17 protein-coding genes and 2 rRNA genes are annotated in these 16,897 nt (G+C 69.8%); 18 read left to right on the top strand and 1 reads right to left on the bottom strand.

Annotated elements, in window-relative coordinates; genetic code table 11:
* Nucleotides 1-150, top strand: a 23S ribosomal RNA gene (locus ACIQLK_RS11480); the annotation flags it as partial.
* A gap of 101 nt (nt 151-251) precedes the next feature.
* Nucleotides 252-368, top strand: a 5S ribosomal RNA gene (gene rrf, locus ACIQLK_RS11475).
* A gap of 152 nt (nt 369-520) precedes the next feature.
* On the opposite strand, the gene ACIQLK_RS11470 is transcribed toward rrf, so the two are convergent.
* On the bottom strand, nt 521-1,543 hold the full coding sequence (locus ACIQLK_RS11470; protein WP_400364905.1) for a hypothetical protein: 1,023 nt from the start codon (nt 1,541-1,543) through the stop codon (nt 521-523).
* Between ACIQLK_RS11470 and ACIQLK_RS11465 the strand changes: the two genes are divergently transcribed.
* The 16 genes from ACIQLK_RS11465 to der all read left to right on the top strand — a co-directional run bounded on the left by ACIQLK_RS11465 (nt 1,502) and on the right by der (nt 16,716).
* Nucleotides 1,502-2,197 carry a hypothetical protein gene (locus ACIQLK_RS11465; protein WP_400364904.1) on the top strand — a complete coding sequence of 232 codons (696 nt, stop codon included), beginning with the start codon at nt 1,502-1,504 and terminating at the stop codon, nt 2,195-2,197. The two genes, ACIQLK_RS11470 and ACIQLK_RS11465, sit on opposite strands and share 42 nt — an antisense overlap.
* The gene (locus ACIQLK_RS11460; protein WP_400364903.1) at nt 2,197-3,228 is read left to right on the top strand and encodes an HAD-IIA family hydrolase; all 1,032 of its coding nucleotides are present in this window, start codon (nt 2,197-2,199) and stop codon (nt 3,226-3,228) included. Before ACIQLK_RS11465 ends, ACIQLK_RS11460 begins: the two co-directional genes overlap by 1 nt.
* Nucleotides 3,229-3,284: 56 nt before the next feature.
* Nucleotides 3,285-3,449, top strand: a complete 165-nt coding sequence (locus tag ACIQLK_RS11455; protein WP_400364902.1) for a hypothetical protein — start codon at nt 3,285-3,287, stop codon at nt 3,447-3,449.
* Nucleotides 3,446-4,252, top strand: coding sequence for a TlyA family RNA methyltransferase (locus tag ACIQLK_RS11450; RefSeq protein ID WP_400364901.1), 807 nt, complete (start codon nt 3,446-3,448; stop codon nt 4,250-4,252). The genes ACIQLK_RS11455 and ACIQLK_RS11450 overlap by 4 nt, the downstream gene beginning before the upstream one ends.
* Nucleotides 4,249-5,169: an NAD kinase gene (locus tag ACIQLK_RS11445; RefSeq protein ID WP_400364900.1), complete on the top strand. Its 921-nt coding sequence runs from the start codon at nt 4,249-4,251 to the stop codon at nt 5,167-5,169. The genes ACIQLK_RS11450 and ACIQLK_RS11445 overlap by 4 nt, the downstream gene beginning before the upstream one ends.
* The gene (gene recN / locus ACIQLK_RS11440; RefSeq protein WP_400364899.1) at nt 5,166-6,860 is read left to right on the top strand and encodes a DNA repair protein RecN; all 1,695 of its coding nucleotides are present in this window, start codon (nt 5,166-5,168) and stop codon (nt 6,858-6,860) included. The genes ACIQLK_RS11445 and recN overlap by 4 nt, the downstream gene beginning before the upstream one ends.
* A 71-nt stretch (nt 6,861-6,931) precedes the next feature.
* Complete coding sequence (locus ACIQLK_RS11435; protein WP_400364898.1) at nt 6,932-8,632, top strand: CTP synthase; 1,701 nt, start codon at nt 6,932-6,934, stop codon at nt 8,630-8,632.
* A gap of 3 nt (nt 8,633-8,635) precedes the next feature.
* Nucleotides 8,636-9,286, top strand: coding sequence for an NUDIX domain-containing protein (locus ACIQLK_RS11430; protein WP_400364897.1), 651 nt, complete (start codon nt 8,636-8,638; stop codon nt 9,284-9,286).
* 6 nt (nt 9,287-9,292) lie between these two features.
* A complete protein-coding gene (gene xerD, locus ACIQLK_RS11425; RefSeq protein ID WP_400364896.1) occupies nt 9,293-10,216 on the top strand; it encodes a site-specific tyrosine recombinase XerD in 924 nt (307 codons plus the stop codon).
* Nucleotides 10,217-10,362: 146 nt separating this feature from the next.
* Complete coding sequence (locus ACIQLK_RS11420) at nt 10,363-11,196, top strand: ParA family protein (protein WP_400364933.1); 834 nt, start codon at nt 10,363-10,365, stop codon at nt 11,194-11,196.
* The gene (locus ACIQLK_RS11415) at nt 11,180-12,034 is read left to right on the top strand and encodes a segregation and condensation protein A (RefSeq protein ID WP_400364895.1); all 855 of its coding nucleotides are present in this window, start codon (nt 11,180-11,182) and stop codon (nt 12,032-12,034) included. The genes ACIQLK_RS11420 and ACIQLK_RS11415 overlap by 17 nt, the downstream gene beginning before the upstream one ends.
* Nucleotides 12,024-12,629, top strand: coding sequence for an SMC-Scp complex subunit ScpB (locus ACIQLK_RS11410; protein ID WP_400364894.1), 606 nt, complete (start codon nt 12,024-12,026; stop codon nt 12,627-12,629). Before ACIQLK_RS11415 ends, ACIQLK_RS11410 begins: the two co-directional genes overlap by 11 nt.
* Nucleotides 12,626-13,408, top strand: coding sequence for a pseudouridine synthase (locus ACIQLK_RS11405; RefSeq protein WP_400364893.1), 783 nt, complete (start codon nt 12,626-12,628; stop codon nt 13,406-13,408). The genes ACIQLK_RS11410 and ACIQLK_RS11405 overlap by 4 nt, the downstream gene beginning before the upstream one ends.
* Complete coding sequence (locus ACIQLK_RS11400) at nt 13,405-14,520, top strand: prephenate dehydrogenase (RefSeq protein WP_400364892.1); 1,116 nt, start codon at nt 13,405-13,407, stop codon at nt 14,518-14,520. The genes ACIQLK_RS11405 and ACIQLK_RS11400 overlap by 4 nt, the downstream gene beginning before the upstream one ends.
* Nucleotides 14,513-15,190 (top strand): (d)CMP kinase, encoded by a 678-nt coding sequence (gene cmk, locus ACIQLK_RS11395; protein ID WP_400364891.1) that lies wholly within the window; start codon nt 14,513-14,515, stop codon nt 15,188-15,190. Before ACIQLK_RS11400 ends, cmk begins: the two co-directional genes overlap by 8 nt.
* Nucleotides 15,187-16,716 carry a ribosome biogenesis GTPase Der gene (gene der, locus ACIQLK_RS11390; protein ID WP_400364890.1) on the top strand — a complete coding sequence of 510 codons (1,530 nt, stop codon included), beginning with the start codon at nt 15,187-15,189 and terminating at the stop codon, nt 16,714-16,716. The genes cmk and der overlap by 4 nt, the downstream gene beginning before the upstream one ends.
* Nucleotides 16,717-16,897 lie beyond the last annotated feature (181 nt).

Below are 16,897 nucleotides of genomic sequence, written 5' to 3'. Positions count from 1 at the left end.
AAGCATCTAAGCGGGAAGCCGGCCTCAAGATGAGATTTCCATACCTTCGGGTGAGAGGCTCCCAGCCAGACTACTGGGTTGATAGGCCGGATGTGTAAGCGTGGTAACACGTGAAGCTGACCGGTACTAATAAGCCGATGACTTGATAACACACCGTTTTAAGGTGCTTGCGTCCACTGAGTGGTTCTCGATGTACGGTCGAGAACCGCATAACGAGATGATCGTTGTGCAGACTGAAACATCAATAGTGTTTCGGCGGCCATAGCGTGAGGGAAACGCCCGGTTACATTCCGAACCCGGAAGCTAAGCCTCACAGCGCCGATGGTACTGCAGGGGGGACCCTGTGGGAGAGTAGGACACCGCCGGACTTCTTTCGTGAAATGGCCACCCAGAGTTGGGTGGCCATTTCTCGTTAACGCGTACGTGAGAGGACAGACAGATGACGGACGAGCAGCGCCCAGACACGTCGGGCGGCAAACGGAAGTTCACACCTGCTTCCTCGAGTTCGCGCGACGAGCGTTCACGGGAACGCGGGCGCCCCGCGAGCGGGGACGGTGACCGTCGTCCGTCCGAACGCCGCGACAGCGAGCGCGGTCACGCGCCCCGCCGCGACGGGGACCGTCCCTCCTACCCGAAGCGTGACGGTGAGCGCCGACCGTACGAGAAGCGCGACGGCGAACGTCGTCCCTACGAGAAGCGTGACGGCGACCGCCCCTCGTATCCGCGCCGTGATGGTGACCGTCCGTCGTACCCGAAGCGTGACGGTGAGCGTCGTCCGTACGAGAAGCGCGACGGGGACCGTCCCTCCTACCCGCGGCGTGATGGTGACCGTCCGTCGTACCCGAAGCGTGACGGTGAACGTCGTCCCTACGAGAAGCGCGTCGGGGACCGTCCCTCCTACCCGAAGCGTGACGGGGACCGTCCCTCCTACCCGAAGCGTGACGGTGACCGTCCGTCGTACCCGAAGCGTGACGGTGAGCGTCGTCCGTACGAGAAGCGTGACGGTGACCGACCCTCGTACCCGCCGCGTGACGGGGACCGTCCGTCGTACCCGCGCCGCGATGGCGACCGTCCCTCCTACCCGCGCCGCGATGACGACCGTCCGTCGTACCCGAAGCGTGACGGTGAGCGTCGTCCATACGAGAAGCGCGACGGGGACCGTCCCTCCTACCCGCGGCGTGATGGTGAGCGTCGTTCGTACGAGAAGCGCGACGGGGGCCGTCCCTCCTCCCCGAAGCGTGACGGCGAACGTCGTCCGTACGAGAAGCGCGACGGTGACCGACCCTCGTACCCGCGCCGCGATGGCGACCGTCCGTCCTACCCGCAGCGTGACGGGGAGCGTCGGGCCTCTCGGCCGCCGCAGGACTCCGACCGTCGGAGCATGCCGGCCGGCCCGGTCGTCCCCGATGAGGTCACGGCTCGTGATCTCAACGGTGCGGCGCGCAATGAACTGAAGACCCTGAGCAAGGACAATGCCGAGCAGGTCGCCCGGCACCTCGCCATGGCCGCCCGTCTCATCGATGACGATCCTGCCCTGGCCCACGAGCACGCACTGGCGGCATCCCGTAGCGCAGGTCGCATCGCGGTGGTCCGTGAGACCGTCGCGATCACGGCGTACGCCGTGGGAGACTTCGCTCTGGCCCTTCGGGAGCTGCGGACGTTCCGTCGCATCTCCGGGCGCGACGACCAGATCGCCCTCATGGTCGACAGCGAGCGCGGCGTCGGACGTCCCGACCGCGCGCTCGAGGTTGGTCGTGCCGTCGATCGCGCGTCGTTGCCGACCGACGTGCGCGTCGAACTGGCGATCGCGATGTCGGGTGCCCGCCTGGATCTCGGTCAGCCTGATCGCGCCCTCCAGGAGCTGGACATCCCCGAGCTCGACCCTGACACCGCTTTCCCGTGGAGCCCGGGTCTGTTCGCAGCACGCGCTGCCGTTCTCGAAGAGCTGGGCCGGGACGACGAGGCAGCACAGTGGCAACGCCGTGCCGACATCGCCGCCGCGGCGCTGGGTGAGATCGATGCCGACTCGGAGACGATCGAGATCGACGAGATCGATGAGATCGATCTCGACGACGACGATGACGTCGACGACCAGGTCGACGACACTGAAAGCGATGACCTCGACGACGCTGATCGTGAAGACGCGGACGACGAACCGGCATCCGTTCGGAAGGATGCCGAGGAGGAGCGGTCCTGATGGGGCTCTTTTCGCGCACTCCGCCCACGCCTCTCGACGGCGTCGACCTGGTCCTCGCCGACCTCGACGGCGTGGTCTATGCGGGCGACGCGGCGATCCCGCACGCCGTGGCGAGTCTGACGAGGTCGCGGCACGATCGGCCACTGGCGTACATCACCAACAACGCCTCGCGGCGCGACAGCGTCGTGGCGTCGCACCTCACCGAGCTTGGTCTCGCGACGGAGCCGCACGAGGTCGTCACCAGCCCCCAGGCAGCGGTTCGGTTGCTGCGCGACAAGGTCCCGTCGGGTGTCACCATCCTCGTCGTCGGGGGCGACGGACTCGTCTTCGAGCTCGAGAAGGCCGGGTACACGGTGACCCGGAGCGCGGATGATGGACCGGCCGCTGTCGTCCAGGGTTTTGCGCCCGAGGTGGGCTGGGCGCAGCTCGCCGAGGCCGCGTACGCGCTGGCGCTCCCCGAGGAGGAGGGCGGCATCCCCTGGATCGCCACGAACACCGACTGGACGATCCCGCAGTCACGGGGCGTCGCGCCGGGCAACGGCACACTCGTCTCCGCGGTTCACACCGCCGTCGGGCGGCTCGCCACCGTCGCGGGTAAGCCGGAACGACCGATCTTCGACGAGGCGGTCGCACGCTTCGGGGCGCGGCATCCGCTCTTCATCGGAGATCGACTCGACACCGACATCGCCGGCGCCCAGGCCGCGGGAATCGACTCCGTCCTGGTGCTGACCGGGATCGACCGCCCCAAGCACGTCCTGGCTGCGCCGAACTCGTCCCGGCCGACGTTCATCGTCGGCGACCTTCGCGAACTCCACGAGCCGTACCCCGAGACGATCGTGAAGGGGGAGGTGACGACCGTCGGGTCCGCCTCCGTCCGGATCGACGGACCGGACGTGCGCATCGTGGCCGAAGGCGATCGTCCGATCGACCTCCTGCGCGCGGGGGCGGCGGCGATCTGGGCCACCGGCCGCGGCATCTTCGGCTTCCGGGTTCCGGAGCGCCTCTACGCCGACCCGTTCCACCGCCGCTGACGGCCTCGCCGCCGCGCTCACGACCGGCGTCTTCCCCGCCGCGTAGGGTGGGGGACATGTCGATGGATGCCGCTGACGGCGACGCGCGCCGCGAGGACCTGGTCTCGACGCTCGAGGTGATCGAGGATCAGCCGCTGGGGGAGCGAGCGGCCTCCTATGCGCTGCTGCATGACGAACTCGCGAAGCGTCTCGAATCGGGTCCGCGCGACCCGAACGCATGAGCAGCCGCCTCGACGCGGCCGTCGCCGCGCGCGGACTCGCGCGCAGCCGTACGCACGCGGCGCAGCTCATCGACGCCGGGTTGGTCAGCGTCGACGGTCTGCCCGTCGTGAAGGCGTCGGTCAAGGTCGGCGACGAACAGCGCATCGAGGTCGCGGCATCCGACCACTACGTCAGTCGTGCCGCCCACAAGCTTCTCGCGGCTCTCGATGCGTTCGGCGTCGAGCCGCGAGGGCGCGTCGCGCTCGACATGGGTGCGTCCACCGGCGGTTTCACTCAGGTGCTCGTCGAGCGCGGTGCCGCCCGGGTGCTCGCCGTCGACGTGGGACACGGGCAGCTCGCGGCGGATGTCGCAGCGCTCCCGGAGGTCGTCACCGTCGAGGGGTTCAACGTGCGGCACATGACGCCCGCCTCCCTCACCGAGGCCAGTGGCGTGGTCGACGCGCCGACGCTCGTGACGGGGGACCTCTCCTTCATCTCGCTCACGCACGTGCTTCCCGCGGCGGCGTCGGTCTGCGCACCGGCATCCGATCTCGTCCTGCTCGTGAAGCCCCAGTTCGAGGTGGGTCGCGCGGGTGTGCGGGAGGGGCTCGTGACGGATGCCGGGCGTCGCGCCGACGCCGTGGCGACCGTCCTGTGGTCGGCATGGGATGCAGGTCTCGGGACGCACGGCGTGATCGCGTCGCCGATCGCCGGCACCCACGGCAATCACGAATACCTCGTGCATCTGCAACCGGGCAGGGGCGACGACGTCAATCCGACACAATGGTTGGACACCGTGAACCGACTGGCGGGAGCCGCATGACCGACGCGACGCGCAACATCCTCGTGGTGGCGCACGCGCTGCGCGAGAACACTGTCGCCGGGGCGCGGCGCGTCGTTGCTGCCGTACACGCGGCGGGCCTGCAGCCTGTCGTCCCCGGTGACGATCCCGAACTCGCGGCAGCGCTCGGCGACCTCGACACGGCTGTCCTCGGCGACGAGGGCGTCGACGTGTCGGACATCGAGATCGCGATCGTCCTCGGCGGCGACGGCACGATCCTGCGCGCCGCGGAGTTGGTGCGGGCAGCATCCGTTCCCCTCTTGGGGGTCAACATGGGCCACGTGGGATTCCTCGCCGAGCTCGAAGCGGACGACGTCGACGAGGCGATCGGACGCGCCCTCGCACGCGACTACGAGATCCATGAGCGGATGACGCTGTCGGTCGAGGTCCGCGACGCGGACGGAGAACTCGTCTACTCGACCTGGGCGCTCAACGAGGCGACCGTCGAGAAGGCGTCGCGCGAGCGGATGCTCGAGGTCATGATCGAGATCGACGGCAGGCCGCTCTCGTCGTTCGGATGCGACGGCGTCGTCGTGGCGACCCCCACAGGCTCGACGGCCTACAACTTCTCGGCCGGCGGCCCGGTCGTCTGGCCGTCGGTCCAGGCGCTGTGCCTGGTTCCGCTGTCGGCGCACGCGCTGTTCGCCCGGCCCCTCGTCCTGGGGCCTGAAACGTCCGTCTCGCTCGACGTCCTCGAGCGCAACCAGGGTCGCGGCGTGCTGTGGTGCGACGGCCGCCGCTCGCACGACCTGCCGCCCGGTGCGCGCGTGTCGGTAGGGCGGTCGACGCAACCCGTGCGTCTGGCGCGCCTGCACAGGTCGGTCTTCACGGATCGCCTGGTCCGCAAGTTCCAGCTCCCCATCGCGGGATGGCGGGGCGATGCGGAGACCGCGCTGTGATCGAGCAGATCCGCCTGCGCGACCTCGGGGTGATCGCGGGCGCGACGCTGCCGATCGGTCCGGGATTCACCGCCATCACCGGTGAGACCGGTGCCGGCAAGACGATGGTCGTCACGGGCCTCGGCCTCCTGCTCGGAGCACGAGCGGACTCCGGTGCCGTGCGCGCCGGAGCGGATCAGGCTGCGGTCGACGGCGTGTGGATCGTTCCGGAGGACGGCCCCGTCGTCGAACGGGTCCGGGATGCCGGAGGCGACATCGAGCCGATGGGCGACGGGCGGGCGGAGCTCTACCTCGGTCGAACGCTCTCGAGCGAGGGCCGCAGCCGCGCCACCGTGGGCGGCCGCACGGCACCCGCCGGCGTGCTCGCGGATCTCGCGGAACAGCTCGTCGTCGTGCACGGTCAGTCGGACCAGCTCCGGCTGACCTCGGCAGCCGCGCAACGCGACGCGCTCGACAGATTCGGCGGTGCAAAGATCGCCGCGGCGCTCGACCGCTACCGCGCCGTGTGGCATGACTGGCGGGCCGCTGCGGCGGAGCGCGAGACGCTGACGACCGAGCAGTCCGCGCGGGCGCGCGAGGCGGAGGAGCTCCGGGCCGCGATCGCCGCCATCGAGGCGGTCGACCCGCAGCCCGGCGAGGACGTGGAATTGAGCCAGCGAGCCGACCGGCTGGCGAACGTCGAAGAGCTGAGGATGGCCGCGGCCACCGCCCACACCGCCCTCTCCAACGAAGACGATCTGCCCGATGTCCAGGAGCTCCTCGCCGAGGCTCGGCGTGCCCTGGAGCGCGCTGCCGGCGCCGACGAGATGCTGCGGTCGCACGCTGCGACGATCGAGGAGCTCGGCTATCGCGTGGCCGATATCGCGGGGGAGCTGAGCGGATATCTCGCCGACCTCGACGAGGGCGGCCCTCACGAGCTGGCCGCCGTCGAGGAACGGCGCGCAGCGCTCGGCGCCCTCGTCCGGGTCCACGGCTCTCTCGACGATGCCATCGCGCTCCTCACGACCGGGTCCGCACGGCTTGCCGAACTCGACGACGACGGCGACCGCATCGAGCGCCTCACCGTCGAACGCGATCGGCTCCGCGAAGAGCTCGACGCGCGCGGCGCGGAGCTGACCGACGCGCGGCGAGCGGCGGCATCCCGTCTGGGCGACGCCGTGACCGACGAGCTCCGTCACCTCGCCCTGCCGGACGCTCGGCTGACGGTCGCCGTCGAGCCCGGCCCCGAGGCCTCTCACGGTCGCGATGTCGTGACGATCCAGCTCGCGCCGCATCCGGGCGCGTCCCCGCGTCCCGTCGCGCGCGGCGCCTCGGGCGGCGAGCTTAGCCGCGTCATGCTGGCGATCGAAGTCGTGATCGCGGGAACGGACCCGGTTCCCACGTTCGTCTTCGACGAGGTGGATGCGGGTATCGGCGGCGCCGCGGCGATCGAGGTCGGCCGCCGGCTCGCGAAGCTCGCCGAGACGAGTCAGGTCATCGCCGTCACACACCTCGCGCAGGTGGCCGCGTTCGCGGGCAACCACCTTTCGGTGGTCAAGTCGAACGACGGGTCCGTCACCGCGTCGAGCGTCCGTCGCCTCGAGGGAGACGAACGCGCCGCCGAGATGGCGCGGCTCCTGTCGGGGATGGCGGATTCGGATGCTGCGCTCGGTCACGCGCGCGAGCTCCTCGCGCTCGGACGCGCTCGCTGACGCATCCACCGGGAAGACACCCGGGCCGCCTCCGGACCGGGGCCCCGAGAGGGCTGATAGAGTGAAAGCCCGTGACGGACTCTTCGGGCGCGGGACGCAAAAACAACGACATCACCAAGCACATCTTCGTGACGGGTGGTGTCGTTTCGTCTCTCGGCAAGGGTCTGACCGCCGCCAGCCTCGGCAACTTGCTCACCGCGCGCGGCCTGCGCGTCGTGATGCAGAAGCTCGACCCCTACCTGAACGTCGACCCGGGAACGATGAACCCGTTCCAGCACGGCGAGGTCTTCGTCACCGACGACGGCGCCGAGACCGACCTCGACATCGGCCACTACGAGCGCTTCCTCGACATCGAACTGAGCCAGGCGGCGAATGTCACGACGGGCCAGATCTACTCCGAGGTCATCGCCAAGGAGCGCCGCGGCGAGTACCTGGGCGACACCGTCCAGGTCATCCCGCACATCTCCGACGAGATCAAGCGGCGCATGCGCCTGCAGGCGAGTGAAGAGCCCCGCCCCGACGTCATCATCACCGAGGTCGGTGGCACGGTCGGCGACATCGAGTCGCAGCCCTTCATCGAGTCGGCCCGCCAGATCCGCCACGAACTCGGCCGCGACAACGTCTTCTTCGTCCACGTGTCGCTGGTCCCGTTCATGGGCGCGTCGGGGGAGCAGAAGACCAAGCCGACGCAGCACTCCGTCGCGATGCTGCGTTCCATCGGCATCCAGCCCGACGCCCTCGTCCTGCGCAGCGACCGCCCGGTGACCGAGTCGAACAAGCGCAAGATCGCGCTCATGTGCGACGTCGACGAGGATGCCGTGATCAACACCGTCGACCTGCCGAGCATCTACGACATCCCCTCGACGCTCAGCGACCAGGGTCTCGACGCGTACATCGTCCGCCGTCTGGGCCTGGACGCCAAGGCGGGCGATATCGACTGGACCCGCTGGAACAAGGTCCTGAACGCCGTCCACAACCCCAAGCACGAGGTCACCGTCGGTCTCGTCGGCAAGTACATCGACCTGCCCGACGCGTACCTCTCGGTGACCGAGGCCCTGAAGGCGGGCGGGTTCGCGCAGGAGACGAAGGTCCAGATCGTATGGATCCCGTCCGACCTCTGTGAGACGCCCGAGGGTGCGGCGAAGGCCCTGTCGGCCGTCGACGGCATCGTCATCCCCGGCGGTTTCGGCATCCGCGGCATCGAGGGCAAGCTCGGCGCGCTGAAGTTCGCCCGCGAACAGGGGCTTCCGACGCTCGGCATCTGCCTCGGCCTGCAGTGCATGGTCATCGAGTACGCCCGTCACGTCGCCGGCATCGAGGACGCGTCCTCGAGCGAGTTCGACCCCGAAACCCCGCACCCGGTCATCGCGACCATGGCGGAGCAGGTCGACATCCTCGACCGCGGCGACATGGGCGGCACGATGCGTCTCGGCCTGTACGAGGCCGCCCTCGCCGAGGGCTCCCTCGCGGCCGAGCTGTACGGTTCGAACCGTGCGACCGAGCGTCACCGCCACCGCTACGAGGTCAACAACTCCTACCGCCAGCAGATCGCCGACGCGGGCCTCTGGTTCTCGGGCCTCAACCCCGACCTCGACCTCGTCGAGTACGTCGAGCTCCCGCGTGACGTGCACCCGTACTACATCGCGACGCAGGCGCACCCCGAGCTGCGCTCCCGTCCGACCGAGGCGAACCCGCTCTTCCGCGGTCTGATCGCCGCGGCGCTCGACCGGCACCGCTCGAGCGAGCTGTTCGACGTCGAGAACGAGGGCTGACGAATGACGGATGCCGCTCCCTTGCAGGACGATGCCGTCGCGGTCGAGGTGACTCGGACCGAGACGGTGTTCGAGGGGCACGTCTGGAATCTCCGTCGTGACGAATTCATCTACGGCGACGGGTCGATCGTGCGGGAATACGTCGACCACTCCGGGGCGGTCGCGGTCCTGGCGTTCGACGACGACGGTCGCGTCCTCCTCATCCGTCAGTACCGTCACCCGGTCGGGTTCCGCGACTGGGAGATCCCGGCGGGTCTGCTCGACGTGCCGGGTGAGGACCCCCTCGAGGCGGCGAAGCGCGAACTCGCCGAAGAGGCCGACCTGACCGCCGAACGGTGGAACGTCCTGTCGGACTTCTTCACGAGCCCCGGCGGCAGCGACGAGGCGATCCGCATCTACCTCGCGCGCGGTCTGGCCGCGACTCCCGAGGCCTTCGCCCGTACCGAGGAGGAAGCGGACATCGAGGTGCGGTGGGTTCCGCTCGACGATGTCGTCGACGCCGTCCTGGCACGGAAGCTCCAGAACCCGTCGCTCGCCATTGCGGCGCTCGCTGCCGCAGCCGGCCGCGCGCGCGAGTGGACGACGCTCGGCGCCGCTGATGCGCCGTGGCCGGGGCGCTCGCGTCCGGTGGGCGCGGACCGTCCGCAGGGCTGACGACTCGTGAGGCTCGCGCGCGCCGTCGACGCGTTCCTCCGACACATCACCATCGAACGCGGGCTGTCGGCCCACACGGTGGCCGCCTACCGCCGCGACCTCGCGGGGTACCTGGAGTGGCTGGGGGAGCGCGGAGTCGACGACACCGACGCCGTGACGGGGGACCTCGTCACCGGGTTCGCCGCGGAACGCGCGGCATCCGATCCGCCGCCCGCCTCGACCTCGCTCGCGCGACTGCAGTCGGCCATCCGCAGTTTCCACCGCTTCCTCGCCCGCGAGGGGATCGTGACGGATGACCCGACGACGAAGCTCCGTCCGCCGAAGGCGCCGATGCGCCTGCCGAAGGCGCTGCCCGTCGACGACGTGCTTCGGCTGTTGGATGCCGCCGGCCCCGCGCCCGAGGACGCCGCGCCCGGCGATCTCATCGGCCTGCGTGATCGCGCGTTGCTCGAGCTGCTGTATGCGACGGGCGCGCGGGTGTCTGAGATCGTCGACCTCGACGTCGACGATCTCTCGCACGGCGAGGTCCTGAGGGTGCGCGGCAAGGGGTCGAAGGAACGCATCGTCCCGGTCGGGTCCTACGCGCGTGCGTCGGTGGATGCGTACCTGACGCGAGCCCGCCCCGAGCTCTCCCGCCGCGGACGTGCGACGCCGCGCGCCTTCCTCGGGGCGCGGGGCGCTCCGCTCTCGCGCCAGAGCGCGTGGCTGGTGATCCAGCAGGCCGCCGAGCGCGCGGGCGTCACCGCCCACGTGTCGCCGCACACGTTCAGACACTCGTTCGCGACCCACCTGCTGCAGGGCGGCGCCGACGTCCGCGTCGTGCAGGAGCTCCTCGGCCACGCCTCGGTCGCCACGACCCAGATCTACACGCACGTCACGGTGGATGCGCTCCGCGACGTGTACCTCACCTCGCACCCTCGCGCGAGATGACTCCGGGTGCCCGGCTGCGGGGAGTCGCTCCACGGCGGGCCGCGACGGGGTGACTAGACTCGGGTGAGCACGGCGAAGGCGGGAGATCAGTGGCGAGCAAGCGGAGTACGGCGGACGTCGATCCGACGGTGGCGACCGACACCCCGATGGGGCCGACGGGTCGCCCCTACCACGGCTTCCCGACCCCGCCGAAGCTCGACGGTCACGGTCCCGCCCGCATCATCTCGCTCTGCAACCAGAAGGGCGGCGTCGGCAAGACGACGACCACCATCAACCTGGCCGCAGGTCTCGCTTCGTACGGCCGCCGCGTGCTCGCGGTCGACTTCGACCCGCAGGGCGCCCTGTCCGCCGGTCTCGGCGTGCAGACGCACGAGACCGCGACGATCTACGACCTCCTCCTCGACCCGAAGCGCGACCCGAACGAGGTCATCGTCTCGACGTCGGTGGACGGTCTCGACATCCTCCCCGCGAACATCGACCTCTCCGCGGCCGAGGTGCACCTCGTCAACGAGGTCGCGCGCGAGACGATCCTCGCCCGGGTGCTCCGCAAGGTGGCGGGTGACTACGACGTCATCCTCATCGACTGCCAGCCCTCGCTCGGTCTGCTGACCGTCAACGCGTTGACCGCGAGCCACGGTGTCCTCATCCCGCTCGAGTGCGAGTTCTTCGCCCTCCGCGGTGTGGCTCTCCTGATCGAGACCATCGACAAGGTGCGCGACCGGCTGAACCCGGCGATCACGCTCGACGGTGTGCTCGCGACGATGTACGACCCGCGCACGCTGCATTCCCGCGAAGTCCTCGAACGCGTCGTGGACGCTTTCGGCGACGACGTCCTCGAGACGGTCATCGGCCGCACGGTGAAGTTCCCCGACGCGTCCGTCGCGGGGGTCCCCATCACCAAGTTCGCTCCCGAGCACTCCGCCGCCCAGGCGTACCTGCGCCTCGCGCGGGAGCTGGTCGCCCGTGGCGCCGTCGCCTGACGAAGGCTCCGACGCCGCAGCCGAGCCTTCCCCGGCCGCATCGACCGAGGCCGCGGGTGATCGTTTCCGCGTCTCACTGGGCAACTTCGACGGCCCGTTCGACCTGCTGCTGACCCTGATCTCCAAGCACGAGCTCGACATCACGGAGGTCTCCCTCAGCAAGGTGACCGACGAGTTCATCTCGTACCTGAAAGGGCTCGACGACGAGGCAGATCTGGACCAGGCATCCGAGTTCCTCGTCGTCGCGGCGACGCTGCTCGACATGAAGGTGGCGGGGCTGCTGCCTCAGGGGGAGCTGGTGGATGCCGAGTCCGTCGCCTTGCTGGAAGCTCGGGATCTGCTCTTCGCGCGCCTGCTCCAGTACCGCGCCTTCAAGGAGGTGTCCGCCTGGTTCGCGCGATGCCTCGACCGGGAGGGCAAGCGTCACATGCGAGCGGTCCGGCTCGACGAGAAGCACCGCCGTGCCGTTCCGGAGCTCGTCTGGACGCTGTCGCCCGACGATTTCGCGGCCATCGCGATGCTGGCGTTCGCGCCGAAGGAGATCCCGCACGTCGGTCTCGACCACCTGCACGCGCCCCTCGTCTCCATCCGCGAGCAGGCTGCCATCGTCGTGACGCTGTTGCGGGATGCCCGTCAGCTCAATTTCCGCGAACTCGTCGCGGGTGTGACGCAGACCGGTATCGTCGTGGCGCGCTTCATCGCCGTCCTCGAGCTCTACCGCCACGCCGCGCTGTCGTTCGAACAGCTCGAGCCGCTGGGGGAGCTGACGCTGCGCTGGACCGCCGAGCGGTGGTCCGAAGAGAACCTCGCCACGTTGGGAGCCGACTATGACCGATGACGCGACCGAGATCGAGGCGCCACCGCGTTCGCAGGATGCCGGGGACATCGCCCGTCGTCTCGAGGCGATCCTCATGATCGTCGACGAGCCCCAGAGCCTGGTCTCCCTCGCCGCCGCCGTCGGCGCGCCCGTCGCTCTCGTCCGCCGCGCGGTCGACGGACTCGTCGCCGACTACGACGGGGAGCGTTCCGGGCCGCGGCGCGGGTTCGAGCTGCGCGAGGTCGGCGGCGGGTGGCGCTTCTACGTGCGCGAGGAGCACGACGACCTCGTGGCCGAGTTCGTGAACGGCCAGGCGCCGTCGCGACTGTCGCAGGCGGCTCTCGAGACGCTCGCCGTGATCGCGTACAAGCAGCCGGTGTCGCGGAGCCAGGTCGCGTCGATCCGCGCGGTGAACGTCGACTCGGTCGTCCGGACGCTTCTCGCCCGGGGTCTCATCACCGAGGCGTTCACCGACCCCGAGACCGGGGCCATCAACTACCGCACCACCGATGCGCTGCTCGGTCACCTGGGGATCAACTCCCTCGACGAGCTGCCCCCCATCTCCCCGCTGCTGGACGACGGCTCCGCGGGCTTCGAAGGAGAGACCATCCGATGAACGACCAGTCCGACGGGAACCGGATCCGGCTGCAGAAGGTCCTCGCCAACGCCGGGGTCGCCTCCCGCCGCGTCTGCGAGCAGTACATCGTCGAGGGGCGGGTCCGGGTCAACGGCGTCGTCGTCACGGAACTCGGCTCCCGCATCGACCCCGAAACCGACCGGGTCAACGTCGACGGCACGGCCATCCAGCTCGACACCAGCAAGCGGTACGTCGTCCTCAACAAGCCCACCGGCGTCGTGTCGTCGATGAAGGACGACCAGGGCCGTCCGGACCTCCGGCGCTTCACGAAGGACTGGCCCGAGCGGCTCTACAACGTGGGTCGATTGGATGCCGAGACGAGCGGCCTGCTCGTCCTCACCAACGACGGCGAGCTCGCCCACGTCCTCGCTCATCCGTCCTTCGGTGTCACCAAGGTCTACATCGCGAAGGTGTCGGGCCGCGTCCTGCCGCAGACCATCGCGCAGCTCACTAAGGGGATCGAGCTCGAGGACGGTCCGATCGCGGCCGACAAAGCACGGCTGCTCGACGCGAGCGGGGACACGAGCCTGGTGGAGCTCACCCTGCACTCGGGGCGGAACCGCATCGTCCGCCGGATGATGGCGGCCGTCGGCCACCCCGTCGAGGAGCTGGTCCGCCGCCAGTTCGGCCCCCTGCACCTGGGCACGCTCCCAGCGGGTCGGACCCGCGAGTTGACTACAGTGGAGCGTGGCGCGCTGTTGACTCTCGCGCGCCAGGCGGAGACCCCGCCCGGGGATCCCACTCAGGAGCAGTTGTGACCGACGCCATCGACGCGCGCGCCCGCGCCGTCCGCACGAGCGGACTCGTCCGCATCGTCGGCGCCGGCCTGCTCGGTTCGAGCATCGGGCACGCTCTCCGCGCGCTCGGCGTCGACGTCGTCCTCGCCGACGCGTCACCTGCGCAGCTCCGACTCGCCGTCGACTACGGAGCGGGCCGCGCAGCCCGAGACGACGACCGCCCGGACCTCGTCGTCGTCGCCGTTCCGCCGGACGTCACGGCCGACGTCATCGAACGGGAACTGACGACGTTCCCCGATGCCGTCGTGACGGACGTGGCGAGCGTCAAGCTCGAGCCGCTGCTCGTCCTGCGGGAGCGCGGTGTCAACCTCTCCCGCTATATCGGCTCGCACCCGATGGCCGGGCGCGAACGCGGCGGTGCGATCTCCGCCCGCGCCGACATCTTCTTCGGCCGCCCGTGGGTCATCTGCCGCGACGAGGAGACCTCCGCGCGCGACCTCGCCGTCGTCGAGGGTCTCGCGCTCGATCTCGGCGCAAGTCTCGTCGAGATGACCCCCGAGGAGCATGATCGCTCCGTCGCCCTGGTCTCGCACGTGCCCCAACTCGTGGCATCCCTCCTCGCCGGACGCTTCGTCGGCGCCGAGGAGGCGTCGCTGCGTCTCGCGGGCCAGGGCGTCCGCGACACGACCCGGATCGCGGCATCCGCTCCCGAACTGTGGGTACAGATCCTGGGCGCGAACTCTCAGCCCGTCGTCGACGTCCTCGACGCGCTCGCGGCCGACCTGACGACCGTCGCCGGGGCGCTCCGCGATCCGGACGCCCCCGGCTCGCGCCGTGCCGTCGCCGACACGATCCGCCGCGGCAACGAAGGCGTGGAGCGCCTGCCGGGCAAGCACGGACAGAATCGTCGCTTCGAGACGGTGGTCGTCATGGTCGACGACACCCCCGGTCAGCTCGGTCGCCTGTTCGGCGACCTCGGCGAACTGGGCGTCAACGTCGAGGACTTCCGGCTCGAGCACTCGCCCGGAGCCCAGTTCGGCCTCGGCGAGATCAGTGTCATCCCGTCCGCCGTCTCCGTCGCCACCGATGGACTCGCGGCGCGCGGATGGAAGATTGCGAGCCTCAATGACTGACCCCATCACGATCGCCATCGACGGCCCAGCCGGCAGCGGCAAGTCGAGCGTGTCCAAGGAAGCAGCCCGCCGCCTCGGCTTCGGCTACCTCGACACCGGTGCCGCTTATCGCGCGCTGGCCTGGCACGTCCTCGAGCACGGCGCCGACACGTCCGACGCTTCGGCCGTCGTCGACGCCGCAGGAGACTTCGACTACGCCATCTCGCTCGACCCCGATGAGTACTGGGTGCGAGTCGGGGAGATCCCCGTCACCGAGGCGATCCGCGAGCCGCGCGTCAGCTCCGCCGTGAGCGGGGTAGCGCGCGTGCCCGTGATCCGCGAGCAGGTGAACGTGCTGTTCCGGCGCCTCGTGGCCGACTCCGGTCGCCCCGGCGTCATCGTCGAGGGTCGCGACATCACCACCGTCGTCGCCCCCGACGCCCCCGTGCGGATCCTGCTGACCGCCGCCCCCGAGGTGCGCGCCGCGCGGCGCAGCGCCGAATTGACCACAGAGGATGCCGCGGCTGTCGCCGCCGCGCTGCACAAGCGCGACGCATCCGACTCCCAGGTCGTCGACTTCCTCACCGCCGCCCCCGGCGTGACGGTCGTCGACTCGACCGACCTGGACTTCGCACAGACCGTCGACGCCGTCCTGGGCGTCGTGCGGTCGGGAACGGAAGGCTCACGATGAGCGCCGAAGACGACTACGAATACGACGGCGGACCCGACCAGCTCGAGGAGAAGCTCGCGAACCTCGATGAGGACCTCGCCGAGCAGCGCGCGGCCGCCCTGCGCGCTTCGCTCGCCGACTACGAGCTCGACGAAGACGACGACGACCTGCTGGCCGGGTTCACCGCAGGTGGCGAGGTCGTCGAGATGCTGCCGGCCCTGCCGGTCGTCGCGATCGTCGGACGGCCGAACGTCGGCAAGTCCGCCCTCGTCAACCGCATCCTGGGTCGCCGTGAGGCCGTCGTCGAGGACACCCCGGGTGTCACGCGCGACCGCGTGAGCTACAAGGCCGAGTGGATGGACCGGCGGTTCACGCTCGTCGACACCGGCGGCTGGGAGCACGACGCCAAGGGCATCGACCGCTCCGTCGCAGCCCAAGCCGAGATCGCGATCGAGCTGTGTGACGTCGTCATGTTCGTCGTCGACGCCATGGTCGGCGCGACGGCGACCGACGAGCAGGTCGTCCGCATGCTCCGCAAGACCGACAAGCCGGTCTTCCTCGTCGCCAACAAGATCGACGACGCCCGCCAGGAGCCCGAGGCCGCGGCGCTGTGGAACCTGGGCCTCGGCGAGCCGCACCCGGTCTCCGCGATCCACGGTCGCGGCGTCGCCGACCTGCTGGACGAGATCATGAACGTACTGCCCGAGGTCTCGGCGGTCGCCAAGAACGAGCTCGGCGGGCCCCGCCGCGTCGCGATCCTGGGGCGTCCGAACGTCGGCAAGTCGTCGCTGCTGAACAAGGCGGCGGGCGAGGAGCGCGTCGTCGTCAACGACCTCGCCGGCACCACCCGCGACCCCGTGGACGAGGTCGTCGAGCTCGGCGGCAAGCTCTGGCGTCTAGTCGACACCGCCGGCATCCGTCGACGCGTGCACCTGCAGCAGGGTGCCGACTTCTACGCATCGCTGCGCACGAGCGCCGCTCTCGAGAAGGCCGAGGTCGCCGTCGTCGTCCTCGACGTCACCGAGTCGATCAGCGTGCAGGACCTCAACATCATCGACCTGGTGCTGGAATCGGGACGCGCCCTCGTCCTCGCCTTCAACAAGTGGGATCGCCTCAACGACGACGACATGGACAACGCCGATCGTCGCCGGTACCTCGAGCGGGAGATCGAGCAGGACCTCGCGCACGTCACCTGGGCGCCGCGCGTCAACCTCTCGGCTCGCACCGGTCGACACCTCGACAAGCTGGTGCCGGCGCTCGAGACCGCGCTCGAGTCGTGGGATCAGCGCATCCCGACCGGCAAGTTCAACGCCTTCCTCGCCGAACTCATCGCCGAGCACCCGCACCCGCTCCGCGGGGGCAAGCAGCCCCGCATTCTGTTCGGGACGCAGGCCTCGACGCGTCCGCCGACATTCGTGCTGTTCACGACCGGGTTCCTCGACCCGGGCTACCGCCGGTTCATCCAGCGGCGCCTGCGCGAGATCTTCGGTTTCGAGGGCACGCCGATCGTGACGAACATGCGCGTGCGCGAGCGTCGCCAACGCTGACGCTCGACTACCTGTCGCTTCGAGAGGAGATGACGGTTCGCGAGGAGGCATCCGGTTCGTCCGGTTCTCGCGAACCGTCATCTCCTCTGTCGTCTGCGGGCATGCTGGGTTGTCTGCGGGCATGCTGGGGATGTGTTCCGGGACATGACGGATGCCGCGCCTCGCCGTCGAGCGCGTGAGA

Origin of the sequence: Microbacterium sp. NPDC091382 (assembly GCF_044757025.1) — a bacterium.
Lineage (GTDB): Bacteria > Actinomycetota > Actinomycetes > Actinomycetales > Microbacteriaceae > Microbacterium.
The sequence above is the reverse complement of the archived record's forward strand: the minus strand, read 5'-3'. Positions and strand labels throughout refer to the sequence as shown.